Raw genomic sequence first — 25,764 nt, forward strand, 5'->3', positions numbered from 1 at the left:
CGTTGGCAGGACAGCCTCCGAGGGTGCTTCAAGAATCCGAGGCCTCGTCGTCCCAGACCGCTGAGAATCTCCTCGGAACGCTCCATCAAGGTCGTTCGCAAAAAACGGTCGCTGGACGGTGAGACGCGACGAGAGAAGGCTGTACCCTATCCGCCATACGTAGCGAGGCCTAGCGACTTTATGCGAGAATGGACGAGACAGGGTTGCACGGAACGACGCGCCAGGCTGGGAAAAGGAGCCACATCGATGGCCACGCAGGTCCAGACCGCGATTGGATCGACCGACGCGCGAGATGTCGCCGCGGCCAAGCCGATCCCGCGCCTGCAGATCCCGGAGCTCGACAAGTGCATCCAGTGCGGGTTCTGTCTCCAGGCCTGTCCGACGTACCGGATGCTCGGCGTCGAACCGGAGTCGCCCCGCGGGCGGATCCACCTGATCGAGGCCGCCGCCCAGGGACGCATTCCGATCGATGCCCGTTTCGAGGAACACATGTACGTCTGCCTCGGATGCCGCGCGTGCGAGACCGCGTGCCCGGCGGGCGTCAAGTTCGGAACGATCATCGAGGCCGCGCGCGCGGAGATCGGGCCCACGGGCACCCCGTTCGCCCGCCGGATCACGCTCGCGGCCCTGCGCCACCTGATGCCCTACCCCGGCCGCCTCCGCACCGGCGCCGTCCTGCTCCGACTCTACCAGCGCAGCGGCCTTGGCAGGCTCGCGCGGGCACTGCACCTGATGCCCCAGCGGCTGGCCGAGATGGAGTCGCTGCTCCCGCCGGTCCCCTCGCGGTTCTTCGCCCCTTCGTCCGAGGTCTACCCGGCGATCGGCGAGCGCCGGGCGCGCGTCGGGCTGCTCAGCGGCTGCGTCATGAGCCTGCTGTTCGCCGACGTGAACGAGGCCACGATCCGCGTCCTGCAGCGCAACGGATGCGACGTCGTCGTGCCCCGCGGCCAGGGATGCTGCGGCGCGCTCAACATCCACAACGGCGAGCGCGAGACGGTGAAGCAGATGGCCCGGCGAAACATCGAGACATTCCTCGCCGCGGGGGTGGACGCGGTGATCATCAACGCCGCGGGATGTGGCGCCGCGAGCAAAGAGTACCACGTCCTCTTCCGGGACGACGATCCCGCCTACGCGGAGCGCGCCGAGACGTACAGCCGGCTATGCCGCGATGCGAGCGAGTTCCTGGTCGACCTCGGGCTCGTGGGACGGATGGGCGAGGTGCGTGCGCGGGTGACCTACCAGGACCCGTGCCATCTCCTGCACGGCCAGGGCGTCCGACGCCAGCCCCGCGACCTGCTGCGGCGGATCCCCGGCCTTGAGCTGGTGGAACTCGAGGGGTCGGATCGCTGCTGTGGCAGCGCGGGCATCTACAACGTCGTCCAGCCAGCCTATTCACGCCGGATCCTCGACGAGAAGATGGACGCGGTCGCCCGCACCGGAGCTGACATGCTCGTCGCCCCGAACCCGGGCTGCATGCTCCAGCTCGCGGCCGGCGCGCGCACGCACGGGCTGGCGACCGAGGTGCACCACCTGATCGACCTCCTCGACCGCGCGTACGCGGCCGCCGAGCAGACCCCCGCGGCCGACGCGCCCCGGGCATGAGCGCGTCTCTGGCCGATCGCGCGCGGGAGATCGTCGGCGCCGAACATCTTCTCGTCGCACCCCAGGCCGTCGCCGCGTACGCCGTCGACGGCGTGGTCCCGACTGCCGTGGCGAGACCCGGGACGCCGGAAGAGACCGGTGCCCTGCTCGCGGCTGCGGGGGACACCGGCGCCGCCGTGCTCCCGTGGGGCGCGGGCGCCCACCAGCATCTCGGCCAAGTCCCGTCCCGCGCGGACCTGGTGGTCGACACCGCCAGGCTCACCGGCATCACCGACTACACGCCCGCCGACTACGTCGTCGCCGTTCGCGCCGGCACCCGGTTTCGAGACCTCCAGGCCGAACTCGCCAAACACAACCAGTGGCTGCCGATCGACCCGCCGGGGGCCGGGCGGGCCACCCTCGGCGGCCTGATCGCCGCGAATCGGAACGGCCCCCGGCGACTGCTGTGGGGCTCGATCCGGGACATGCTGATCGGCATCCGCGTGGCGCTCCCGACCGGCGAGGTCATCAAAGCGGGCGGCAAGGTCGTCAAGAACGTCGCCGGATACGATCTCGGCAAGCTGTTCATCGGCAGCCTCGGAGCGGCGGGGATCGTGACCGAGGCCACGTTCAAGATCTCGCCGATGCCGGGAGACGGGCTCACGGTGCTCGTGGCCGTCCCCGACCTGGAGGCGGCGCACGCGCTGACGACCGCCGTGATGCGGTCCTATCTGCTGCCGTCGGCGCTGGAAGCGGTGAACCCCCCGGCGTTCCGCCGGCTCGCCGGCGCCACCGGGGCACCTGCGCCGTCCGCCGGCGCGTGGGGCGTGCTGCTGCTCGTCGAGGGGATGGAGGAGAGCCGCGCGCGCCACGTGAGCGAGATGCGATCGCTCGGCGGGGCGGCGGGCCGGGTGGAGATCCTCGAAGGCGACGCCCACCGCGGCCTGTGGGACGCGGTCGCGGAGTTCCCGTCGCCGGATACGCACCCCGGGGGCGTCGTGTGCCGGGCCGGCGGGCCGATTGCGCGATGGAGCGACCTCGCCCGGGCGCTCGAACCGCTCGGGGACGACGGCCGCGCTGCGGAAATCGTCGCGCATGCCGGCGTCGGGCTTCTCTACGCGGCGGCGGCCGCCGATGCCGGCACCGCGCTCGTCGAGGCGCTCGGACGCGCGGCCGGCGCGGCCGGCGGATACGCGGTCGTGGAGACGGCGCCGCCGGCGCTCAAGCCGCGGCTACCGGTCTGGGGAGCCGAGCCCGGCGGGATCGCCCTGATGCGTCGCCTCCGAGCGGCGTACGATCCGCGCGGCATCATGGTGCCGGGCCGCCTGGGTTGGGGTCTGAGTTGACGCGCCGCGCGGTCGTCGTCGTGGCCGCGATGCTCGGAATGTTTCTCGCGGCGATCGATCAGACCGCCGTGGGGACGGCGATGCCGACGATCGCGGGGTCGCTCGGCGGCTTCGCCCTCTACTCGTGGGTGTTCTCCGCGTACCAGATCTCGTTCGTGGTCACGACCCCGATCTTCGGACGGCTCGCCGATCTGTACGGCCGCAAGCGGATCTACCTGATCGGAATCCTCACGTTCATTGGGACCTCGGTGCTGTGCGGGCTGTCGCGCTCGATGGGCGAGCTCGTGCTGTTCCGTTTGCTCCAGGGCGTCGGCGGCGGCGCGCTGCTGCCAATCGCGCTCACGATCATCGCCGATCTCTTCCCGATCGAGCAGCGCCTCAAGATCCAGGGCGTGTTCAGCGGCGTGTGGGGGTTCGCCGCGATCGTCGGTCCATTGCTCGGCGGGTTCCTGACCGACCACGCATCATGGCGCTGGATCTTCTTCCTGAACGTGCCCGCGGGACTGGTGGCCACGACGATCATCGTGCTCGCGTTCCACGAGGCGCCGGTGTCGCGGACCGGATCGGTGGACTACGCCGGCGTCGGCCTGCTGTCCGGCAGCGCGGTCGCCCTGCTGTTGCTGTTGTTCTGGGGTGGACGGGACTTCCCGTGGGCGTCGGGCCAGGCGCTCGCGCTCGCGGCGCTGAGCGCCGCCCTGTTGCTCCTCTTCCTCCGCGTCGAGATGCGGAGCACGCAGCCGTTTCTGCCCTTCAGCCTCTTCGACAACCGGATCGTGACCGTGTGTTCGGTCGGCGGCTTTCTCATCGGGGTCAGCATGTTCGGCGCGGTCGCGTACATTCCACTGTACGTCCAGGGCGTGATGGGCACGAGCGCTACGATCGCCGGCGCCGCGCTGACGCCGTTCATGGTGGTCTGGACCGTCGGCAGCATCGTGGGCGGGCGGCTCGCGCTCCACTTGGGATTCCGGCCGGTCACCGTCGGCGGGATGGCGCTGCTCACGGCGGGGTTCGGGCTCCTCACGCTCCTCAACGCGCAGGCGTCCACCATGACCGTGTTCGTGGACATGGTCGTCCTCGGGGCCGGGATGGGGCTGAGCGCGACGATGTTCATCATCGCGATGCAGACCGCCGTAGACAAACCCCTCCGGGGACTCGTGACCTCGATCAACGTCTTCGGACGGAACATGGGCAGTGCGATCGGCGTAAGCGCCCAGGGCGCGGTGCTCATCGGGATCCTGGACGCGCGCCTCCGCGGCCTGGCGGCGCAGACCGGCCTCGGGCTACCGCGGATCGTGGATCCCGAACTCGTGTTGGACCCGACGCTCCAGCAGCGGCTGACGCCGACCGCACACGAAGCGCTGCGCGTGGCGCTGGCGCAGGCCGTGCACGGCACGTTCGTGCTCGGGCTGGTCATGATCGCCCTCGGCTTCGCCGCGGTGGTGATGTTCATGCCGGGCGGAAGCGTGCACGCGCACGCCGCCGCGGCCGCGGGCGGCGCGCCGGCCGACTGACGCTCCCGCCCTGAGGCCAACTCGCCGCGCCACCCCGCGCGTGGCGACGTGAGCTCTCAACGCGAAGACCGTTCCCGCCACCCTCCCCCATCCGGCCGACGCACACCCCGGAAGGAACCGCGAGCGATCAATGGAAACTACTCATGTCATCTGACGTACACGCTTTACATCCGTCCGGCGGTCGCGAGGGAGACGGGTGCTTGGCTCGATCGCATCCCAGATTCTAGGGAGGGGCATCATGCAACTCAGCGCGCGTAACCAGCTTCGCGCCAAGATCACGGCGATCTCGCTCGGCAACATCATGGCCGAGGTCCAGATGAGCATCGGCAATCAGGAGCTTGTCGCCGCGGTCACCCGAGAATCCATCCAGCGTCTGAAGCTCCAAGTGGGAGACGACGTGATCGCCGTGGTCAAGGCGACCGAAGTCATGGTCGCCCGGCCCTAAGCGCGGTGGATACGCCGTGACCGCCGTGGCACGCGCGCCGATCGTCGCCGGGACCGCCCTCGCCGTCGTCTGTGTCCTGCTGACCCTCGCGGTAGGCGCGCCGGGCGGGGTCCTCCACGTGCGCGCGCAGCCGGGGGGCTACGCGCGGGCGTTCGATCTCACCGGCGTCGTCCGTCATCCGGCGCGGGTGACGCTGGCGGACCTGCAGCGCTATCCTGTCTCGACGCTCCGCGTGGAGTTTCTCGCCGGGACCGCGTCGACGCAGGCCGAATTCGCCGGGGTGCCGTTGTGGGTGCTCGTCAGCGCGGCCGGCGTGGTGACGGACCCGCGCCGGAAGAACGACCTCCTCCGCAAGTACGTCGTCGTCACCGGCAGCGACGGGTACCAGGCAGTCATCGCGGTGGCGGAAATGCTGCAGGACTACGGCAATCAGGCGATCCTCGTCGCCTATCGGCGCGACGGCGCGGCGTTGCCCTCCGACGAAGGCATGGCGCGCTTAGTCGTCCCCGGCGACAAGCGAGGCGGCCGGTACGTCGACAACATCGTCCGTATCGAGGTTCGCAACGCGGGGACGTAGCTATCGAGACGCGTTAGCGCGAGCAAGACACCGGCACCGCCGTCGGGAATAAGGGTACTATGAACTCGTACCCGCCCCGACGGGACGTCCGCCGCGCATGATCGCCACCTACCGCCTGCAACTCGGGCCGCAGCTCGGGTTCGACGACGCCCGCGCCGCGCTGGCGTATCTCCGCAAGCTCGGCGTCAGCCACCTCTATCTCTCGCCGATCACCGAGGCACGACCCGGCAGCACACACGGCTACGACGTCGTCGACCACAACCGCATCCGAGAAGAACTCGGCGGCGCGGACGCGTTCTGGGCGCTGGTCGACGCCGCCCGGGGGGCCGGGCTCGGGATCATCGTGGACTTCGTGCCGAACCACGCGTACACCGGGCCCGAGAACGCCCGCTGGCAGGACGTCCTCGCACATGGGCCCGACTCGCCCTACGCGTTCCACTTCGACATCGACTGGGAGCCGCTCAAGCCGGAACTGCGCGGCAAGATCCTGCTGCCGTTTCTCGGGAGTCCGTACGGCGACGCGCTGGACCGCGGCGAGATCGGGCTGGTGTGGGACCACGGCGCGCTCCGGGCGGACTACTTCGGCAACCGATTCGCGCTGGCGCCCGCGACGTACGCCGACGTGTTGGCCGCGGCCCTGTCTCGGGGTGCGCGCCGGGGGTCGGTCGACGCGCTCGAGGCGGTCGCGGACGAGTTCCGGCGGCTCGCGACCGGAGACCGCGCCACCTTCGACGCGCTGCGGACCCGGCTCGACGCGCTTCTGACGCCGCCCGACGTGGCCGCGCTACGGGAGGTGCGAGGCGCCGAGCTGCACGCCATCTTGGAGCGGCAGCACTGGCGGCTCTCGTACTGGCAGACGGCGCCGCACGAGATCAACTACCGCCGGTTCTTCGACGTGAACGAACTGATCGGCCTGCGGATGGAGCAACCGGACGTGTTCGCCGAAGCCCACCGGCTGCTGGCGCAACTTCTGACCCACAGGGGGATCGACGGCGTGCGCATCGATCACATCGACGGCCTCGTCGATCCCCACGGCTACCTCGAAGCGTTGCGCGCGCTTGGCCCGCGAGGCGTCTGGGTCGAGAAGATCCTCGGCCACGGCGAGACGCTCCCGGAGGAATGGTCGGTCGACGGCACGGTCGGCTACGACTTCCTGAACGACGTCTTGCAGCTCCTGACGTATCCCGGCGGACGCATCGGACTCGAGCGGGCGTACCGCCAGTTCACCGGGGTGACGCAGCCCTACGGATCGGTGGTGCGCGAGGCCAAGCGGCTGGTCATGGAGACCTCGCTGGCGGGGGAGTTGTACCGCCTCGCGTACGTCCTCGACCGGATCTCCGAGGCAGACTATCACACGCGGGACTTCACGCTGGAGGCGCTGCGCGACGCGTTGGCGCAGATCGTGGCCGTGTTTCCGCGATACCGCACCTACCTGCCGCACGACCGCGACGAGGGGACGGCGGTGATCCGGGAGGCGGCGCAGACTGCGAGGCTGCGGAACCCGGGGACGGAACCCACGGTGTACGCGTTTGTCGCAAACGTGCTGACCGACCCATCGCTCCCGGAGCGCGGACCGCTGTGGACCGAGTGGCTCGGACGGTTCCAGCAGTATACCGCTCCGGTCGCCGCGAAGGGCGTGGAGGACACGGCGTTCTACCGCTACCTGCCGTTCGTGGCGCTCAACGAAGTCGGAGGAGACCCCGACCGCTTCGGACTGCCCCTGCAAGCGTTCCACGCGCGGGCGCGCTACCGCGCGCTGCGCTATCCGCGGACGCTACTGGCCACGGCCACGCACGATCACAAGCGCGGCGAAGACACGCGCATGCGGATGATCGCGCTGGCCGAGACACCGGAGACGTGGCGGCGCACCGTCGGGGCGCTGTCGCGCGTGGCTCGCCGCTACCGGCGCGCGCGCGGCCCGTCCCGCGCCGACGAGTTCCTGTTCTACCAGACGCTCGTCGCCGTGTGGACGGGCGCCGACCGCGCCACGCTCACGGACCGGCTCTGTGCGTACATGCTCAAGGCCTCGCGCGAAGCCAAACGGCGGACCAGCTGGGTGAGCCCGGACGCCGCCTACGAGGCGGACCTGGAGCAGTTCGTCCGGGGCATGACGGAGGATCCCCGCGTCGCCCGCGCGATCGAGCCGCTGGCGACGGCGCTGACGCGGATCGGCTTCGCGAACGCCCTGAGCCAGCTCGTGCTGAAGCTGACGACGCCGGGCGTGCCGGACTTCTACCAGGGCGCGGATCTCCTCGACGGGTCCCTCGTCGACCCCGACAACCGGCGGCCGGTGGACTTCGCGCTGCGCGCGCGGCTGCTGGAGTCGCTCGAGCCGCGCCTGGCCCGACCGGATCCATCCCAGCTCCGCGGCTGGGTCGAAGCGGCGGATGAACGAGCGAAGCTCTACGCCACGGCCCGTCTGTTGCGGTTTCGGCGCGGGCACGCCGATCTGTTCGCCGGAAGCTATCGGGCGCTCGAGGCCGCCGGCGATCGAGCCAACCACCTGATCGCGTTTGCGCGGGAGTCGGGCGACGACGCGCTGCTCGCGCTCGTCCCGCGGTTTCCCGCCACGCTCGAGCGCCTCGGCGGGTGGGCGAACACCCACGTGCCGCTTCCGGACACCCTGGCGGCACGGCGTTGGGTCGACGTCCTGACCGGCGAAGCGCACGATCTCGGCGCCGAGGCCATGCCGGCGGTGCCGCCGGTGATGTGGCGGGTGCTCTACGCCGAAGGGCGTGCCTAACGCGTCGCGGCACGTGCGAATGCGGCGGCGAGACGGGGCGCCCGGCGCCCCGAGAAGGGATCGCGGAGCTCACCGACAATCACAGGAGTGACATGCACCGCCTCGCCCTCGCGCTCGTCATCCACAATCACCAACCGGTCGGCAACTTCGACCACGTCTTTGCCAGCGCGACCGATTTGGCGTACGAGCCGATGGTCGCCGCCCTCGAGCGCCACCCTCGGGTCCGACTCGCGCTACACTACACCGGCCCGCTGCTGGACTGGCTCCGCGCGCACCGCCCCGAGGTGCTGGGCCGCGTACGTGGGCTCGTCGCGCGCGGGCAGGTCGAAGTGCTGACCGGCGGGTACTACGAACCGGTCCTCGCGATCATCCCCGACGCCGACAAACGCGGACAGATCGAGAAACTCACGCGCGCGGTCGCCGAGGAGTTTGGGGGCGCATCCGAAGGCCTTTGGCTCGCCGAACGAATTTGGGAGCCGCACCTCGCTCGGCCGATCGGCGAGGCGGGCCCCCGCTACACGATCGTGGACGACACGCACTTCCACGCGGTGGGGCTCGAGGACGCGCAGCTCCTCGGCTACTACATCACCGAGGAGGAAGGCGTCCCGCTGGCCCTGTTCGCGAGCCTCCGACGGCTGCGCTACCTGATCCCCTGGGCGGACCCCGCGGACGTCATCGCCTATCTCCGTACGCTCGCTGAAACCGACGTCAGGCCGGAGGGGCGCGACGCTCCCCTCGATCTGGCGTTGATGGGCGACGACGGCGAGAAGTTCGGGTTGTGGCCGACGACGCATGCGCTGTGTTGGGAGCGCGGATGGGTCGAGCGATTCCTCGACGCGCTGGAAGCGACGCCGTGGCTCGATCTGGTCGCGCCGGCCGAGTACCTGCGTACGCGACCGGCGGCGGGCCGGATCTATCTTCCCACCGGCACGTACGACGAGATGGCGGGGTGGGCGCTCGGCCCGGTCTCCGCCGGCCGCTTTGCGCTCCTGAGAAACGAGCTCGACGGGGCCGGGCGCGCGGAACTGACAGGGTTCGTCCGCGGAGGCTTCTGGCGACACTTCCTCGTGAAATACGGGGAGGTCAACACCATGCACCACCTCGGCCTCCGCGCCGGCCGGAAGATCCACACGATGCCCGCGGGAGACACACGCGCCCGCGCGCTCGACGAACTGTGGGCCGGGGAGTGTAACTGCCCATATTGGCACGGCGTCTTCGGCGGCGTCTACCTGCCGCACATCCGCGGCGCGGCGTTCGGTCATCTCATCGCGGCCGAGGCCATCGCCGACCGCGCGGCGCGCCCGGGGCGCTACACCGAGGGCGAAGCCGAGGATCTGGACGGAGACGGCCGTCACGACGTTCGCCTGGCCACCGATCTAGTGGTGTGCACGGTCAGTCCCGGACGGGGCGGAAGCGTCATCGAGTGGGACGACCGGCCGGCGCGGCGTCACCTCGGCAACGTCATGACGCGCCGGCCGGAAGCATACCATGAGGATCTCCGCCGGGCCGCCGAACAGGCGCCGACCGACTCGCGGTCCGAAGGCGCCCACGCGCCACGTGACGCCTCGGAACTCCGCCCCACCGCGCCCGGCCTCTCCCAATGGCTGATATACGACCGGGTGCAGCGGCCGACGTTGCGCATGCACCTCTGGTCCCCTGCGGCGACGACCGACCAGGTGGGGCGGGACGAACAAGACGAGCTCGGCGGCTTCGCGTGGGGCGAGTACGCCTGGCGCCTGGAACGGGGCCCGGACGCGGTCCGCCTCGTGCTGACGCGCGCTGCGTCGCTCCCTGGGGGCGAGGCCGCCGTGGAACGCACGCTTGAGATCGCGGCGGGACAACGTGCGCTCCTGCACACGATCGGCGTGCGGTGGACGGGGGACGCGCCGCTCGACGCCGTCGTGGCCGAAGAGTGGGACCTCGGCATCTTTGGCGCGCCGGAAGAGGTCGCACTCGACGATGCCGGCACTCCTCGGTCGCTCTACCTACCGGCGGCTCTCTCCGCGCGCGACCTGGTGCGGATCTCGGAAGGCCACTCCGGCCTTTCGATCACCCTTCGCCCGTCCGCGCCCGCCGCGGTGTGGACGCTGCCGCTCTTCACGATCAGCAACTCGGAGGGTGGCTTCGAGAAGAACTTCCAGGGCGTCGCGCTGCACCTGCGCTGGGCGCTCTCGCTCCTCCCCGGACGGACGTGGACGCAGACGACGCGGGCGGAGGTCGCGGGCGCCGACCACGCGTGAGCCGATTGGCCGTGCGCCCCGGCAGTCGAGGAACGACACTGCCGCGCGCCGAATCAGCGCGTGGTGATGCGGCGCGGGCGACGTCCACTCCGACGCCGATCTCGGCCGCGTGGAAGGGAGTACCGATGAACCCCCCGGAAACACGTAACGCCCCCGACCGCGAGGACGCGGTCGCCCGCCTCCTGACGGCGTGGCGAGGCGAGATCCAGGCACGGCAAGCGTACGAAGCCCTTGCGGCACGCGAACGGGATCCGAAGCGCGCCGAGGTCCTCCGGCGCATGGCGGAGGCCGAGGGCGGTCACCGCGCCCGCCTCGAGACCCGTCTCCGAGAATTGGGCGCTGCGATACCCGACGCCGCAAGCGTGTACCTCCCCTTCTGGACCCGTCTGCAGATCAAGTTCGCGCCGGTGGAGAAGGTGCTCGCGTGGCGGGAGTCCCTGGAGAACGAAGAGGTGGACGGTGTGTACGGCCGGCCCACGGGCGATGGTGCGACGGACGAGCTGTTGACGCAACTGCGGAAAGAGGAGCGCTCCCACGCGCTGGCCGATGAGGAGATGCGATCGGGAGCGCCGGCGCAGGTCGGCGCGGAGACGCCGGAGGGCCGCCTCAGGCGTATTCTGGGCCGGGAGCGCTGGCACCAGGCGGGGTCCAGTTGGATCTCGGGAGCGGTCTACGGCGCGAACGACGGGCTCGGCGCCGTCTTCGGGATCGTCGCCGGCGTGTCCGGCGCCACGGGAGGCTCGAGCTTCGTCCTCACCGCAGGCCTCGCCGGTGCGATTGCCTCGGCGCTCTCGATGGCCGTCGGTGCGTTTCTCGCCGAGCGGTCGACGGCGGAAGTCGCGGCCGCCAGCATCGAGGGCGAGCGGAAAGAAGTGACCGAACACCCTGAGGAGGAACAGGAAGAACTATCGCTCTTCTATCAGCTCAAGGGGCTCGACAAGGTCCAGGCGGACGAATTGGCGACGCGACTCAGCGGGAACGCCGAGGCGATGTTACAGGCGCTCGTGAGCGAGGAACTGGGCGGCGTGAACACCGGGGGCAATCCGTTCCAGGCGGGGATCGCCGCGGGCATCAGCACCGGGGTCGGCGCGTTCATTCCGGTGCTGCCGTTCTTCTGGCTCGGCGGCACCGCGGGGGTAATCTGGGCCGCCGTCGTGTCCCTGGTCGCCCATTTTCTCGTCGGGGCGGCCAAGTCGCTCTTCACGCTGCGCAGTTGGTGGGCGTCGGGGCTGGAGATGACCGTCGCCGGCATCATCGTCGGTGGTGCCACCTACCTGCTCGGCGTCCTGTTCCGGGTGTCCACCTAGCGCACGCGTTGCGGCGCCCTCGGGGCATTACCCGCGCTACCGCGCGGCCCGATCGTACGGCTCGCCCCGGGTGTCGGCGCGCCGCTATGGAACCCGGACGTCCATCGACGCGAGCGGCGCGTAACGGTGGGGCCGCCGGAACGCGTTGCCCCACACTTCCCGGGCGCGGTATGTCCGCAGGACGTCGAGGTCAAAGCGCGCCAAGTAGATCCCTTCCTCCTCCCCCGCGGCGGCGACGCACATGTCTCGCGATCGTCCCTCATCGGTGAAGGCGATCCCGTCGAACGCAACGGAGCGGCCGTTCTGCTGCGGCGCAGGGTAGTTCGCGAGCGCCACGCCCATCATGTTTTCGAACGCGCGGGCGCCCAGCTGCGACAGACGGTTCGCCTCCATTTCGCAGGCGTTGGGGACGAGCACGAGCTCGGCACCCTTGAGCATCAGGATGCGGGCGCTCTCGGGAAACTCTCTATCGAAACAGATCATCGCCCCGACGTCGACCGTGTCGTGTGCGGTTCGCAGGGGCGCAACGTAGAAGTCCTCGCCGGGCGTACACGCCGCCTCCATGTCGAAGTCGCACGTGTGCACCTTCGCGTACGTGAACGCGATCTCACCCCGCCGGTCGATAAGCGACACGGTGTTCCGCGGCGCGCCGCCGGGCCAGCGCTCCAGGTACGTGACGGCGATGGCCATGTCGAGCTCCGCCGCGAGCCGCTGGAAGTGCGTGACGAAAGGATCGCTCCTCCCGACCGCCTGCGCCTGCCAGCGAACGCGCGCCGCGCGCTCGACGGGCTTCTCGCGGCCAACGGCCGCGAGCAAGTTCGGGCATCCCGCGTACGCCGTGTAGCCGATGTTCCACATCTCGGGGAACAGCGCAATATCCGCCCCCAAAGCCTTGGCCTTGCGGCACCACGCGTCCCCTGTCCGCCGATTGGCCTCCTGGTCCGCTGCGTGAGCGGAGATCTGGAGCAGGGCCACCTGCAGCATCTGCACCCTCCCGGGACGACGACGTCACGCCTGGGCGCGCGCGCCCAACGCGCGTGTCTTTTTAGTATCCGGCCGAGATGTCGTGAGATGACCCGTCGTCAACGCGCGGCGGCAACGCCGAGCATGGCGTGCGGCGGCCCAGCGGGCCCTTCCTCTTGACGGGCGAACCCGGTCCTGGTAACGTGCAGTCCAAGCGATGACGGAGACGAGTCGCGCGAGACACCGGAGTCGAGAGAGCCGCTGACGGTGTGAGAGCGGTCTCCGGAACGCGTGAAGACCCTCCATCAGCTCCGGGGAAGAACGGTCATCCGGCCCAGTAGGCCTCGACGGCGCTCCGCCGTTACCGGAGTCGAAGGTCGCTTCGCCCACCTCGCGGAGCGGCGAAGTGCGGTGGCACCACGACGGCCCCCCGTCCGGACAGGCGGGGGACTTTTTATTGTCGGGGTGCCGCCGTGACGCGCATCTGGACCACCCAGCTTCACGAACACATCGGTCGCCGTGTACGCCTGGCCGGCTGGCTTCATCACTGGCGACCGCTCGGCCAGATCGCCTTCCTCATCCTGAGGGACGGCAAAGGCCTGGCCCAGGCGGTCGTCCAGGATCCGGAGCTCACCGCCAGACTCGACGGCGTCCAGCGCGAGTCGGTGCTCACGATCGACGGGGTAGTGCGGGAGAGCCCGCAGGCGCCCGGAGGTGTTGAGGTCCATGAGCCATCCGTCGATGTCGTCGCGGCGGCGGCCGGCGGGCCTCCCCTCGACCTGAGCCGCCCGACCGTCAACGCGGGCCTGCCCTTGATCCTCGATCATGCCCCCGTCGCCCTCCGGCATCCGCGCCTGCGCGCGCCGTTCGAAATCGCCGCGGCGTCGATGGCGGGGTTCCGGGCGGTCCTGCGATCCGCGGGCTTCGTCGAGATCCAGACGCCGAAGATCGTCGGCACGGCGACGGAGAGTGGCGCCAGCGTGTTCTCCATCGACTATTTCGGCCGGCGCGCGTACCTGGCGCAGAGCCCGCAGCTGTACAAACAGATCATGGTCGGCGTATTCGAGCGCGTCTTCGAGATCGGACCGGTCTTCCGCGCGGAGCCCCACGACACCCCGCGCCATCTCAACGAGTACGTGTCGATGGACGCGGAGACGGGATTCATCGACGACCACACCACGGTGATGAGCGTGCTCACCCAGGTGCTTGCGGGAATGGTGGACGCCATCCGGGGGGATGCCGCCGATGCGTTGACCCGGCTCGGTGTCCGCCTGCCGGACGTTCCCGCGGCGATCCCCACGCTGCACTTCACCGAAGCCCTCGCGCTCATCGCGCGGGAGACAGGGGCCGGTGCGCTGCACGAGTCAGACCTCACGCCTCAACACGAGCGATGGCTCGGACGCTGGGCGCAGACGGTGCACCACTCCGACTACCTCTTCGTCACGGGGTACCCGATGGCCAAGCGTCCCTTCTACACCCATCCGGACCCTGCCCGCCCCGAGTACGCCAACGGATTCGATCTCCTGTTCCGGGGGACCGAACTCGTGACGGGCGGGCAACGCCTCCACCGCTACGAGGACTACGTGTCCGCCTTGAGCGGGCGCGGCCTGTCGCCCGAGCCGCTGGCGGGATACCTCGAGGCGTTCAGGTACGGGATGCCGCCGCACGGCGGCTTCGCCATAGGGCTCGAGCGGTGGGTGGCCAGCCTGGTCGGTGCGTCCAACATCCGCGAGGTGACGCTGTTCCCGCGCGACCAGCAGCGGGTCAGCCCTTAAGATCCGGTCAGTGCGGCAGATTCGCGATCGGGCGGCGGAGAAACGGCACGCAGAGCAGGACGATCAGCGCGATCGCGGCGATGATCTGAAAGGCGTGATTGAACGAGAGCACCGACGCCTGGGCCGTGATCGTCTGATCGAGCATGGCGTACGCCTGCTGTTGAGCGGTCACGGGGTCGCGGCCTCCAGGTCCCGACAGCAGCCGCGTCAGTTGCTGGAGGGTCGTGGAAAACGCCGGGCTCGCGGCGGTGGCGTGCTCCACGAGGATCGCGTGGTACCGCGTGATGCCGCGCTCGATCATCGTCGCCAAGATCGCGGAGCCGAACGCGGCGCCGAGCTGAAGCTGCAGGGAGAGGAGACCCGCCGCACCCGTGATCTTCCTCCGGTCCACGGAGGCGATCCCGGCGTTGAACAGCGGGATGAACAGCATCGCGAGACCGAGGCCGTTGAGCATCATCGGTGGCAAAATCTGCACCAATCCGGCGTCGAGCGTCCACCGGGACATCATGAACAGCGCCGCCGCCACGCTCAGCCCCCCTGCCGCCGCGAGCAGGCGCGGCCCGACGCGGTTGAGCAGCAGCCCCGCGATCGGGCTCATGATCATCGTCACCAGACCGCGCGGCACGAACATCGTCCCCGTCTGCGTGGCCGTGTAGCCCAGCACCTCTTGCAGAAACAGCGACTGCAGCAGCAGCGCCCCGATCAGCGCGAGCCCGAGCACGCCCACGCTCGCCCATGCCGCCGTGAACGCGCGGTTGGTGAGGATGCGGAGATCCACCGCCGGCGTGTCCGTGCCCAGAAGCTCCCACAGCACGAAGAGGAGCAGCCCCGACACGGCGGCCAGGCCGAACCCCCACACCAGCGGCGACGAGAACCAGTCCCACCGGTTCCCCTGCTCGAGCACGATGAGCAGGCTGGAGAGCCCAACCGCAAGCAGGCCGATGCCGACCACGTCCACCCGCACGCGGCCGCGCTGCTTGAGGTGCGAGGGCTCGGGCACGAACGACGCCACGAGGAGCGAGCCGAGCAGCCCGACCGGCACGTTGATGAAGAAGATCCAGCGCCAGGTCATGTTGTCCGTGATCCAGCCGCCGACGAGCGGTCCGATCGTCGGCCCGAGCACCACGACCAGCCCGTACAAGCCCGTCGCCAGGCCGCGCTGCTCCGGAGGAAAGGTTTCGCTGAGGATCGCCTGCTCCACCGGGTTCAAAATGCCGGCGCCGAGCCCCTGCAGCACCCGTGCGGCGATGAGGAACGGCAGGGACGGCGCGAGGCCGGCGAACACGGACGCGCCGATGAAGACGAGCAGGCAGGCTTGGTACAGCGGTTTGCGGCCGAACACGGACACGAGCCACCCGGTCAGCGGCAGGAGCAGCACGAGCGCGATCAGGTAGGACGTGGTCAGCCAGGTGACCTCGGTGATCGAGACTCCGAACGTCGCCTGGATGCTGGGAAGGGCGACGTTGACCACCGAGGCATCGACGGTGCCCATGAGGGTGCCCACGGTGACCGCGGTGGCCACCAGCCACTTATTAGGCGCGGCGGTCGGGCCGCGCATGATGCGATCGGCCGCGGTCGTCATCGCGAACGGTCCTGTCTACCCATCTTCCTTCCCAGAAACACACGGGGTCAACGCTGCGCCGGGCCGCATCTCCCCCAGCGCGCTTTCGATTGTACGAAGTCAGAGATCAGGGTGTCACCGATCGGGGAGTGGTTGACTCGTGGCGGCGAGTCAACAGGCGCTGCCGCCAGCGGTAGAACAGGGTCCGGAAGATCCCGGCCTCCGGGCGGGCGCGCGTGACATTGCCCAACTGCGCCGCTCGTTGCATGAGCCTGAGCCGGACTGTGACCCTCGTGCTGTCACGGGAGGTAGCCCTCCAAATGTTAACACTACGTCCAAACAGTGCATCGTAGAGGGGCGAATTCCCATCACCGGACCCCCTGCACCGTCGGGCAGACCGTCGCGACGAACTCCAGCCGCTCCTCGCGTACGATCCGCTTCATGTCCTCGGTCAGGATCCCTGTCGGCGCCTCATCTCCACGCGGTAGGATCGCACGTAGGCCGGCTCGGCGACACCGGCGGCCAGCGCCGGGTCGGGGATCGGCACCCCGGGCACGAGCCGGAGCGGAATCACGCCGGCCCAGACGTCAAGTCCAAGATCGTCGGCGTCGTCTTTCGGCGGCCCGGTGCGGATCTTGGCCGACGCCTCGTCGAGCGGCATCCGGAGCACGCGGGTCGACCGCATCTCGGTCTCGGTGGGAAGCCGCGCGTCGGCCCAGCGCCCCGGCACAACGTGCTCCACGATCGCCTCCAGCCCGGCGAGCTTCTCCGCCTCGTCCGTGACCTCCGTGGCCGTCCCGAGCACCACGACGGATCGGTAGTTCATCGAGTGATTGAAGCCGGACCGCGCGAGGACCAGCCCGTCCAACAGCGTCACGGTGAGACAGGCGGGCACGCCGCCGCCGAGCGTCCCCAGCATGCGCGATGCTGCCGAGCCGTGCAGGTAGACGCGGTCGCCCAGGCGCGCGTGAATCGTTGGAATCACGTAGGGTTGACCCTCGACGACAAAACCGACGTGGCACATCAACGCCTCGTCAAGGATCGCGTCGATCGCGGCGCGGTCGTAGCGGCCGCGCTCGGGATGACGCCGGACCTTGGTCCGACCGGTGGTCGGGGTGTTCATGTCGGGCGTGTCCATGCCTCGCGACTCCCCCTTCTCGATCGGCATCGTACGGCACGCGCCCGCGTCACGGCGCGGACGGTTGCCTGAGCCAGGCCACGACGTCCTCCGCGTTCCGGTCCGGGGGAAACACCGGATAGAACACCTTGACGATGCGTCGGTCGCGCGCGACCAGCGTCAGCCGCTTGATCAACACCATCGACTCCACTTCGAAGGTCGGGAGCCGGAGCGCCCGGGCGAATCGCAACTCCGCGTCGCTGAGGAGCTCCATCGGCAGGCGCAGACGCTCGACGGCCTCGCGTTGATACTCGGTGGTCTGCGTACTGAGCCCGAACAGCTGCGCACCCAACTCCGCGATCTCGCGGTAGCGGTCTCGGAACACACACGACTGAGGCGTGCATCCCCTCGCGCCCGGGATCTCGTCCCAGCCCTTCGGGATCTCCTGATCCGGCCGGCCGGTCCGCGGATAGATGTAGACGACCGTTATCCCCGGACACGCCGAGAGGTCGACGACGCGTGACGACGTGGACGGCAGCGGCACGGACGGCAGGACCATCCCGCGAAGATGCGCACACGCGCCGTCGTCGACGGGAACCGGAAGATCCGCCGGAAGCTCATAGATGTTGTCCGTTCTGGGCATCTGTCTCCCCTGCCGGGCCTCATACCGGCCGGCCCGTGCCTCCATCATAGACGGTGCTATTGGTCTCGGAGAACGGCCACTCCTGTCGAACTCGCCCGTACCACTGCGACGGACGTCCCGTGTCGCACAACGGCCGACGCGTCAGACCGCGCCGTCGCGAACGAGCAGCACGAACGCCGTGGGCCCGATCGGCAGCGCCGCGGCGCCGTCCGACTCGACGGCCGACGCCGCGGTCCGACCGGGACCGCCCCAGCGTGCGTCGGCGGAGTCGAGCCGAATGGTCCAGGGTCCCGGCGGCACCGGCACCGTCGCGTCCACCGGCGACCGGCCGAAGTTGAACGCCGCGACGGCATGGCTCTTACCGCTCCACCGGTGCAGGATCAAGACGCGTTCGGCTTCCGAGACGTGCACCCGCGTCGTGTCGCGGCTCAACACGGCGAGCGCCGGCAGCGTCCGCCTGAGCCGGAGCACCTCCGTGTAGAACTCGAGCAGGGTCCGATGCGAGGCGCGGTCACGCAGTTCCCACGCCAGCTTCGACCGCAGGAACGTGGCCTCGTCCTGCGGATCGGGAACCTCCTCGGCACCGCCCCACGCCTCGAACTCTGCACGCCGACCGGCGCGGACGGCTTGGGCCAACCCGGGATCGGTGTGGCTCGTGAAATAGAGAAACGGCGCCGGCTCTCCGTACTCCTCACCCATGAACAGGAGCGGCAGGTACGGCGAGAGGAGCACGACGCCCGCCGCGACCCTCAGCGCGTCGAACGAGACCAGCCGCGCCAACCGCTCGCCCCCGGCGCGGTTGCCGACCTGATCGTGGTTCTGCGCGCACACCACGAACCGCTCGCCCGCCAGATCGCCGCCCGGGGCGCCGTACCGGCGCCGGCGGTACCCCGAGTACCGGCCAGCGTAGACGAACCCGTCCGCCAGGGCGCGTGCAAGATCGCCGACCCCCTCGTAGTCCGCGTAATACCCGGTGCGCTCTCCGGTCAACAGGCCGTGCAGCGCATGGTGCAGATCGTCGCTCCACTGGGCGTCCAACCCGTATCCGCCCCGCGTCCTGGGCCGCACCAACCGGGGGTCGTTCAGGTTGCTTTCGGCGATCACATGCACGAGCCGGGCGCGCCGCGCTCCTTCCGCGTGCACCGCCTCCGCGAGTTCTTGGAGAAACGGACGTGCGGACTGGTCCACGATCGCGTGCACCGCGTCGACGCGCAGCGCGTCGACGTGGAACTCGGCGATCCATCGCAGCGCGTTCTCGAGGAAGAACCGGCGGACGTCGTCGCTGTCCGGTCCGTCCATGTTGACCGCGGATCCCCACGGGGTGCGGTGGCGGTCGGTGAAGTACGGTCCGAACTCACCGACGTAGCTGCCCTCAGGGCCAAAGTGGTTGTACACGACGTCGAGCACCACGACAAGGCCGCGCGCGTGACAGGCGTCGACAAACCGCTTGAACCCCTCCGGGCCGCCGTACGCGGGGTGCACCGCGAACAGATACGCGCCGTCGTACCCCCAGTTCCGGGTGCCGGGAAACTGGGCGACCGGCATCACCTCCACGGCGGTCACACCGAGCCGGGCCAGCGCGTCCAGGCGAGGAATCGCGGCGTCGAACGTGCCGTCCGGCGTGAACGCGCCCAGGTGGAGCTCATAAGCGACGTACTGTGTGAGTGGCCGGCCACGCCAGCCGGCGTCGCTCCACGGGAACGCCGTCGCGACCACCTGGGACGGTCCGTGGACGCCGTCCGGCTGGAGGCGCGACGCGGGGTCGGGCCGCTCCACGCCCTCGTCGAGCCGGTACCAGTACAGGGAGCCCGGTCCGGCGCCCTCGATGGTGGCCTCGTAGTATCCGCCGCCCCGGGGCGTCATCGCGGTCCGGCACTCGCGCGGAGCGACGATGTGCACCTCCACGGCCCGCGCGGCGGGCGCCCACACCAGGAACCGCGTCCGATCGTCGCCGAGATCGACCGCGCCGAGCGGCGGCCCGGGGGTACGGCCGGGGATGCTCATGCCTCGCCGGCGAGCATCTCGAGGATACCCTCGACGGGGATCCGGACCCAGTCGGGCCTGTTGTTCAGCTCGTAGCCCAACTCGTACACGGCCTTCTCGAGCAGGTGTGCGTCCAGCAACACCTGCATCTCCTCGCGCGTGCGGGGCAGGAACGGCGCGTCCCCGGCCGCCGTCAGGTACCCGCGCAGGAACGCCGCGCACACCCAGCAGCGCCATCGCTTGAGGCGCGCGTCCAGGAACGGCGCCGCCGCGGGGTGCTGCGAGATCGTCCCGCGTTCCGTCTGCGCGCGCAGCGCGGTGTGCGCCGCGTAGTGAAAGGACCGCAGCATCCCGGCGACGTCGCGCATCGCGGGGCGCTTGATCCGTCGCTGCGTGAGCGTGCGGGCCGGTTCACCCTCGAAGTCAATGATCACGAAATCCTTGCCGGTGTACAGCACCTGCCCGAGGTGGTAGTCACCGTGGACGCGGATGCGCATGCCGGTGATCTTTCCATCCAGCACCGCCTGGAAGCGACGGATCAGCTCGTCCTCCGCATCCAAGACCCGCTCCGCCGGCGCGCGCGCGTCGTCGGGGAGCGAGCGCAACAGTTTGCGCAGCACCGGCAGCGTCTGCCGGGTCAGCGCGCGGGCGGCCTGATACAGAGACCGCTGATGGGCAGGCGTCATCGGCTCCGGCGCGAACGCCGGGTCCGTCAGGTCGGACGCCAGCGCGCGGTGCATCTCGGCGGTCCGCTGCCCTAACAGCTCCGCCCGCTGCGCATACTCCCCGACCCACTCGTAGACCGCCTCGGGAAGCGGGCGCGCGGCCAGCGCGAGGACCGGCTCCTCGACCGCCGGATCGTCGTCCCCGGCGCCCTCGGCCTGCTCGGCGAGCGCGCGCTCGCAGTACCGGTCGAGCGCGTCCAGCGTGTACGTCCATGCGTCGCCTTCGTTCGGCACGAACTGTTGCAAGATCGCGAGCGTCACCGGTTCGCCGTGGGGGGGGCGGTACTCGATCGCGCCGGCCACGGTGGGGGTGTGCGGAAACGCGGCGCGCTCGGTCAGAAACCGTCCGATCTCGAGATCGGGGTGCGCCCCGGGCTCGAGCCGCCGGAACAGCTTGAGGATGCAGCGGTCCCCGAAGATCACCGAGGTATTGCTCTGCTCGGCCTTGACCGGGGCGGGGTCCGGCACAGGCGGCGGGCCGACGACGCGCCGCAGCGCCGGCGTGACCACCCCCGCGAGTTCCCCGGCGGCTCCCCGCGCGCGGTATCGACGCACGATCGCGCCGAGCAGCCCCGCGCAGAACGCCGTCTCGAGAAACGCGTCGTAGAGCACGCCGTCCGCGCCGGCGCCGGCGAGACGCAGGTGCGCGACGATCGCATTGGACGCGTCCCGCCGCAGCTGCTGTGCCCGATCGCCGGACGCGAACGTGAGCGGCAGCGCGTACACATCCGGGTCGCCCTCCGCGTACTGCACCTGGACCAAGGTCAGGTAGGCGGCGTCGGCGTCGCCGTAGGGGATCCGGATCGCCTCGCGGACGAGGACCGACCGCACCCGGCGCGCCTTCCCGCCGAACCACCGCCGCCCGCGCAGGTAGCCGGCGAGCGCGTCCTCGAGCGCCGACCGGGCCGCGCCCTCGAACACGCCGGGCCATCCCTGAGCGCCGACCACGGCCACCTCCGCAAGCGGCGTCTCGGCCGCCTCCGGGCCGGTTGCCGTGGCGCCGGCGGCGCCCACGGCCCGCTGCGGCTCCAGCGAGAACCAGTAGAACGCGTGAGGGCCGAGCGTCAGGAAGTACGGCAGGTCGCCGATCGGCGGAAACTCGATCCGGCCGAACATCTCGATCGGCATCATGCCCCGGAACTCTGCGAGGTTGAGCTCGACCGGCTGCACGAAGCGCGACAGATTCGCCACGACCAGCACGCGCTCGTCCCCGTACCGGCGCAGGAACGCCAGGATCTTGCGGTTGTCGGGCGCGAGCATTTCCAGCGTTCCCTGCCCGAAGCACTTGTACCGCTTGCGCAGCGCGATCAGCCGCTTCATCCACCACAGGAGCGAGTGGGGGTTGCCCTGCTGCGCCGCCACATTGACGGTCTCGTAGTGGTACTCCGAGTCGATCACCACCGGCAGGTAGAGCTGCTGCGGATTGGCCCGCGAGAACCCTGCGTTCCGGTCCGCGCTCCACTGCATCGGCGTGCGCACGGCGTTGCGGTCGCCGAGATAGATGTTGTCGCCCATGCCGATCTCGTCCCCGTAGTAGACGAGCGGCGTGCCCGGGATCGAGAACAGCAGACCGTTCATCAACTCCACCCGGCGCCGGTGATTGCCGAGCAGCGGCGCAAGCCGGCGGCGGATCCCCAGGTTGATCCGCGCGTGGGGGTCCTGCGCGTACACGCGGTACATGTAGTCCCGATCCTCGTCGGTCACCATCTCGAGGGTGAGCTCGTCGTGGTTCCGGAGGAACAGCGCCCACTGGCACGTCTCCGGGATCGACGGCGTCTGCGCGAGGATATCGATGATCGGGAACCGGTCCTCCATCCGGATCGCCATGAACAGCCGCGGCATCAGCGGGAAATGGTAGGCCATGTGACACTCGTTGCCGTCGCCGAAGTAGGCGATCGCGTCCTCCGGCCACTGGTTGGCCTCCGCCAGCAGCATGCGGTCGCTGTACCTTGCGTCGATGTAGCGGCGCAGCTCCTGGAGGAAACCGTGCGTCTCGGGGAGGTTCTCGCAGGTCGTGCCGTCGCGCTCGTACAGGTACGGCACCGCGTCCAGCCGCAGGCCGTCCACGCCCTGGTCCAGCCAGAACGAGACTACGCGAAGCATCTCCCGGCGGACGTCCGGCGAGTCGTAGTTCAGGTCCGGCTGGTGGGAGTAGAATCGGTGCCAGTAGTGGGCGCCCGCGACGGGGTCGAGCGTCCAGTTGGACGTTTCGAAGTCCTTGAAGATGACGCGGGCATCCCGGTATCGTTCCGCCGTGTCGTTCCACACGTAGAAGTTCCGCCAGCGGCTGCCGGGCGGCGCCGTGCGGGCGCGCTGGAACCACGGATGCCGGTCCGACGTGTGATTGAGCACGAGCTCGGTGATGACGCGGAGGCCCCGGTGGTGCGCCTCCGCGAGAAACGTGCGAAACGCGCGCAGCGTGCCGTACGCCGGATGGATCGCGGTGTAGTCTGCGATGTCGTACCCGTCGTCGCGAAGGGGCGACGGGTAGAACGGCAGGATCCACAGCGTGGTGACGCCGAGGTCCTGCACGTAGTCCAGCTTCTCCACGAGCCCGGCGAAATCGCCGATGCCGTCGCCGTCGCTGTCGTAGAATGCCCGGACGTGCGCCTCGTAGATGATGGCGTCCTTGTACCACAGCGGTTCCGAGGCCTTCGGCGCGCCGCCGCGCCGCCCGCGGGGTCTGGGCGTCACGGCGTCCCTCCCGGCGTGACGTGGAAGATATGGGCCGGCAGCGCGTCGGGGGCCAGCTCGACGTAGTTCCGCCCCCCCTGCCACGTGAATTGGGCGCCGCTCAGCAGGTCGCGCACCACGTACGGCTCCTCCGGGCGCAGCCCGAGCGCCGGGAGGTCGAGCGCCGTCCATCCGCGCTGCACGTGGTGCGGGTCCAGGTTGACGATGACGAGAACGACGTCGGCCTGGGCCGGCGCCGTTTTGCTGTAGCAGATCAGGCTCGGGTTGTCCATCCCGTGGAACCGGAGACTCCAATCGCCCCACAGCGCCGGGTGCTCGCGCCGGATGCCGTTGACCCGGGCGATCAGGTCCTTCAGGCTGTCCGGCCGGTCGATGTCCCAATGCACGAGTTGGTACTTCTCCGAGTCAAGATACTCCTCGCTGCCCGGCGCCGCGGGGCGGCGCTCGCACAGTTCGAAGGGAGGCCCGTAGATGCCGTAGCTCGCTGCGAGCGTCGCCGCGAGGACGAACCGCACGATGAACGCCGGGCGTCCGCCGTCCTGCAGATAGGCGTGCAGAATGTCGGGCGTGTTGGTGAAGAAGTTCGGCCGGAAGTACTCGCGCACCGGCGTGGCCGTCAGCTCGGTCAGATAGGACTCCAGTTCGGCGCGGGTGTTGCGCCACGTGAAGTACGTGTACGACTGGGTGAACCCCAGCTTCGCGAGCCGGTACATCACCCTGGGGCGGGTGAACGCCTCGGCCAGGAAGATCACGTCCGGGTGCTCGCGTTGCGTCTCCGCGATCAGCCACTCCCAGAAGGCAAACGGCTTGGTGTGCGGGTTGTCCACGCGGAAGATCCGGACGTCGCGGTCGACCCAGCAGCGGACGATGCTCCGCAGCTCCTCCCACAGCGCGCGCCAGCCGGCGGTCTCGAAGTCGAACGGATAGATGTCCTGATACTTCTTGGGGGGATTCTCCGCGTACTGAACGGTGCCGTCCGGTCGCCGGCGGAACCACTCGGGGTGTTCGGTGACGTACGGGTGATCGGGGGAGCATTGAAACGCCAGATCGAGCGCGACCTCGAGCCCGTGCCGCCGGGCGCTCGCGACGAGCCGATCGAAATCGGCGAGCGTCCCAAGGTCTGGGTGCACGGCCTTGTGTCCGCCCTCCGACGCACCGATCGCCCAGGGGCTTCCGGGATCGCCCGGCGCCGCCGTCTCCGCGTTGTTCTTCCCCTTCCGGAGCGTGCGCGCGATGGGGTGGATCGGCGGGAGGTACAGCACGTCGAACCCCATCGAGGCCACGTAGGGCAGTCGGGCCTCCACGTCGGCGAATGTCGCGTGCCGCCCGGGGGCCGACGCGCACGACCGCGGAAACATCTCGTACCACGCGCCGAACCGCGCCCGCTCCCGGTCCACCTGGACGAGGAGAGGCTTGTCGTACGTTGCGGAGCGCTCGCGATCAGGGTACCGCGCCATCAACCCGGCAAGCTCGTCCGACAGCGCGAGACGAACTCCCGCCTCGCCGCCGCGTCCTAGCACGTTCGCGTGTTCTACGAGGGCGGCGGCGTCCGGGTTCGCCGCGCGCCGGACCGCCGCGCGAACCAGCGCGGCGCCGATCTCGAGCTCCACGGCGACGTCCTGCCCGGCCTCCACGCGCCGCGACAGATCGCGTGCCCACGACGCGAACCGATCCACCCACCCCTGAAGGGTGTACCGGTACCGCCCGGGCTCGGACACCGTGAACTCGGCGCGCCACCGGTCGTTGCCGAGGAGCGTCATCGGCGCCTCGGTCCACTGGCGCGCCTCATCCCGCCGGTACAACAGGGCCGCGGCGAGCACGTCGTGACCGTCCGCGAAGATGTCCGCCTCGACGACGACCTGCTCGCCCACCGCGCGCTTGATCGCAAATCGGCCGCAATCGACCTCGGGCACCACGTGCTCGATGACGACGCGAGGCGCGTTGTCCACTACCGCCACCCACCCTGTGTTCACTGCCCGGACTTGGTCCGGGGGCGTTGTGAAACGCGGAGCCGAGCTCGGTGGCCGCAATGTGCCGCGGCGATCCCAGACGGCACACCCGTCCCCCGCCTGCCGGTAGCGTCACTTCGTCGCAGGAACTGGAACGACTCTATTCTACTTCATACCCAACACAAGGTCGGCCGAGGTGTGGCCCCGGGGACCCCCGTGCGCCGCCCTGCAGGAGCGGGAGGGACCCACGACAGGGTACCGGAAAACCGGCCGCGGAGCACGTCGTCGCCACCACCACCATCACGCTCGAATAGCCACGCCTCGCCGGCTAGGTGTAGTGCTCATGGACGTTGTTTGCACACAGCCATGGGACTGCGGCCGTCGATCGCGACATGCAGCGCTTCATACCCCAAACCCCGATGGCGCGACGGGGCCGCCCCCCGGCCGTGGACCCGATGGCCGTCCCCCGGCGGAATGCGCCCCAACAGCTTCATATCGAGATGCAGGAGCTCCCCCGGATGCTCCCGCGTGTAGCGAATGGGAACGCCGGTGGCACGATCACCGTCGTGCAACCGCGAGAGCCCATGGCGCCGCAGCACGGCAT

At 69.8% G+C, this 25,764-nt stretch carries 17 protein-coding genes; 9 read left to right on the forward strand and 8 right to left on the reverse strand.

The window, feature by feature from the left end; translation table 11 throughout:
* The first annotated feature begins 246 nt into the window (after positions 1–246).
* The 8 genes from VKZ50_09795 to VKZ50_09830 all read left to right on the forward strand — a co-directional run bounded on the left by VKZ50_09795 (position 247) and on the right by VKZ50_09830 (position 11,750).
* On the forward strand, positions 247–1,602 hold the full coding sequence (locus tag VKZ50_09795) for a heterodisulfide reductase-related iron-sulfur binding cluster (GenBank protein HLJ60012.1): 1,356 nt from the start codon (positions 247–249) through the stop codon (positions 1,600–1,602).
* Positions 1,599–2,927, forward strand: coding sequence for an FAD-binding oxidoreductase (locus VKZ50_09800; protein ID HLJ60013.1), 1,329 nt, complete (start codon positions 1,599–1,601; stop codon positions 2,925–2,927). Before VKZ50_09795 ends, VKZ50_09800 begins: the two co-directional genes overlap by 4 nt.
* The gene (locus tag VKZ50_09805; GenBank protein ID HLJ60014.1) at positions 2,924–4,438 is read left to right on the forward strand and encodes an MDR family MFS transporter; all 1,515 of its coding nucleotides are present in this window, start codon (positions 2,924–2,926) and stop codon (positions 4,436–4,438) included. Before VKZ50_09800 ends, VKZ50_09805 begins: the two co-directional genes overlap by 4 nt.
* A 238-nt stretch (positions 4,439–4,676) precedes the next feature.
* On the forward strand, positions 4,677–4,883 hold the full coding sequence (locus VKZ50_09810; protein ID HLJ60015.1) for a TOBE domain-containing protein: 207 nt from the start codon (positions 4,677–4,679) through the stop codon (positions 4,881–4,883).
* A 16-nt stretch (positions 4,884–4,899) separates the two neighbouring features.
* Complete coding sequence (locus tag VKZ50_09815; GenBank protein HLJ60016.1) at positions 4,900–5,460, forward strand: molybdopterin-dependent oxidoreductase; 561 nt, start codon at positions 4,900–4,902, stop codon at positions 5,458–5,460.
* Between the two features lie 97 nt (positions 5,461–5,557).
* Positions 5,558–8,203, forward strand: a complete 2,646-nt coding sequence (gene treY / locus VKZ50_09820; GenBank protein ID HLJ60017.1) for a malto-oligosyltrehalose synthase — start codon at positions 5,558–5,560, stop codon at positions 8,201–8,203.
* A 92-nt stretch (positions 8,204–8,295) separates the two neighbouring features.
* Positions 8,296–10,443 (forward strand): alpha-amylase/4-alpha-glucanotransferase domain-containing protein, encoded by a 2,148-nt coding sequence (locus VKZ50_09825; protein HLJ60018.1) that lies wholly within the window; start codon positions 8,296–8,298, stop codon positions 10,441–10,443.
* Positions 10,444–10,568: 125 nt separating this feature from the next.
* A complete protein-coding gene (locus tag VKZ50_09830; protein HLJ60019.1) occupies positions 10,569–11,750 on the forward strand; it encodes a VIT1/CCC1 transporter family protein in 1,182 nt (393 codons plus the stop codon).
* Positions 11,751–11,834: 84 nt separating this feature from the next.
* Here the strand turns inward: VKZ50_09830 and VKZ50_09835 are convergent, their stop codons facing one another.
* Positions 11,835–12,734, reverse strand: a complete 900-nt coding sequence (locus VKZ50_09835; protein ID HLJ60020.1) for a carbon-nitrogen hydrolase family protein — start codon at positions 12,732–12,734, stop codon at positions 11,835–11,837.
* 452 nt (positions 12,735–13,186) lie between these two features.
* Here VKZ50_09835 and aspS point away from each other — a divergent pair, with 452 nt between their 5' ends.
* Positions 13,187–14,488: an aspartate--tRNA(Asn) ligase gene (gene aspS, locus VKZ50_09840; protein HLJ60021.1), complete on the forward strand. Its 1,302-nt coding sequence runs from the start codon at positions 13,187–13,189 to the stop codon at positions 14,486–14,488.
* A 7-nt stretch (positions 14,489–14,495) separates the two neighbouring features.
* On the opposite strand, the gene VKZ50_09845 is transcribed toward aspS, so the two are convergent.
* The 7 genes from VKZ50_09845 to VKZ50_09875 all read right to left on the reverse strand — a co-directional run.
* Entirely contained in the window at positions 14,496–16,070 is a 1,575-nt protein-coding gene (locus VKZ50_09845; GenBank protein ID HLJ60022.1) for a DHA2 family efflux MFS transporter permease subunit, read from the reverse strand.
* Between the two features lie 430 nt (positions 16,071–16,500).
* The gene (locus VKZ50_09850; GenBank protein HLJ60023.1) at positions 16,501–17,187 is read right to left on the reverse strand and encodes a pyridoxamine 5'-phosphate oxidase family protein; all 687 of its coding nucleotides are present in this window, start codon (positions 17,185–17,187) and stop codon (positions 16,501–16,503) included.
* A gap of 49 nt (positions 17,188–17,236) precedes the next feature.
* Complete coding sequence (locus tag VKZ50_09855) at positions 17,237–17,809, reverse strand: peroxiredoxin (GenBank protein ID HLJ60024.1); 573 nt, start codon at positions 17,807–17,809, stop codon at positions 17,237–17,239.
* 141 nt (positions 17,810–17,950) lie between these two features.
* A complete protein-coding gene (gene treZ / locus VKZ50_09860; GenBank protein ID HLJ60025.1) occupies positions 17,951–19,813 on the reverse strand; it encodes a malto-oligosyltrehalose trehalohydrolase in 1,863 nt (620 codons plus the stop codon).
* Positions 19,810–23,211, reverse strand: coding sequence for a maltose alpha-D-glucosyltransferase (gene treS / locus VKZ50_09865; protein ID HLJ60026.1), 3,402 nt, complete (start codon positions 23,209–23,211; stop codon positions 19,810–19,812). Before treS ends, treZ begins: the two co-directional genes overlap by 4 nt.
* Complete coding sequence (locus VKZ50_09870) at positions 23,208–25,160, reverse strand: alpha-1,4-glucan--maltose-1-phosphate maltosyltransferase (protein HLJ60027.1); 1,953 nt, start codon at positions 25,158–25,160, stop codon at positions 23,208–23,210. The genes treS and VKZ50_09870 overlap by 4 nt, the downstream gene beginning before the upstream one ends.
* A 341-nt stretch (positions 25,161–25,501) precedes the next feature.
* The coding region (locus tag VKZ50_09875; GenBank protein ID HLJ60028.1) for an IS481 family transposase at positions 25,502–25,764 on the reverse strand (263 nt) is incomplete at its 5' end.

Source organism: bacterium, from assembly GCA_035295165.1.
Lineage (GTDB): Bacteria > Sysuimicrobiota > Sysuimicrobiia > Sysuimicrobiales > Segetimicrobiaceae > JAJPIA01.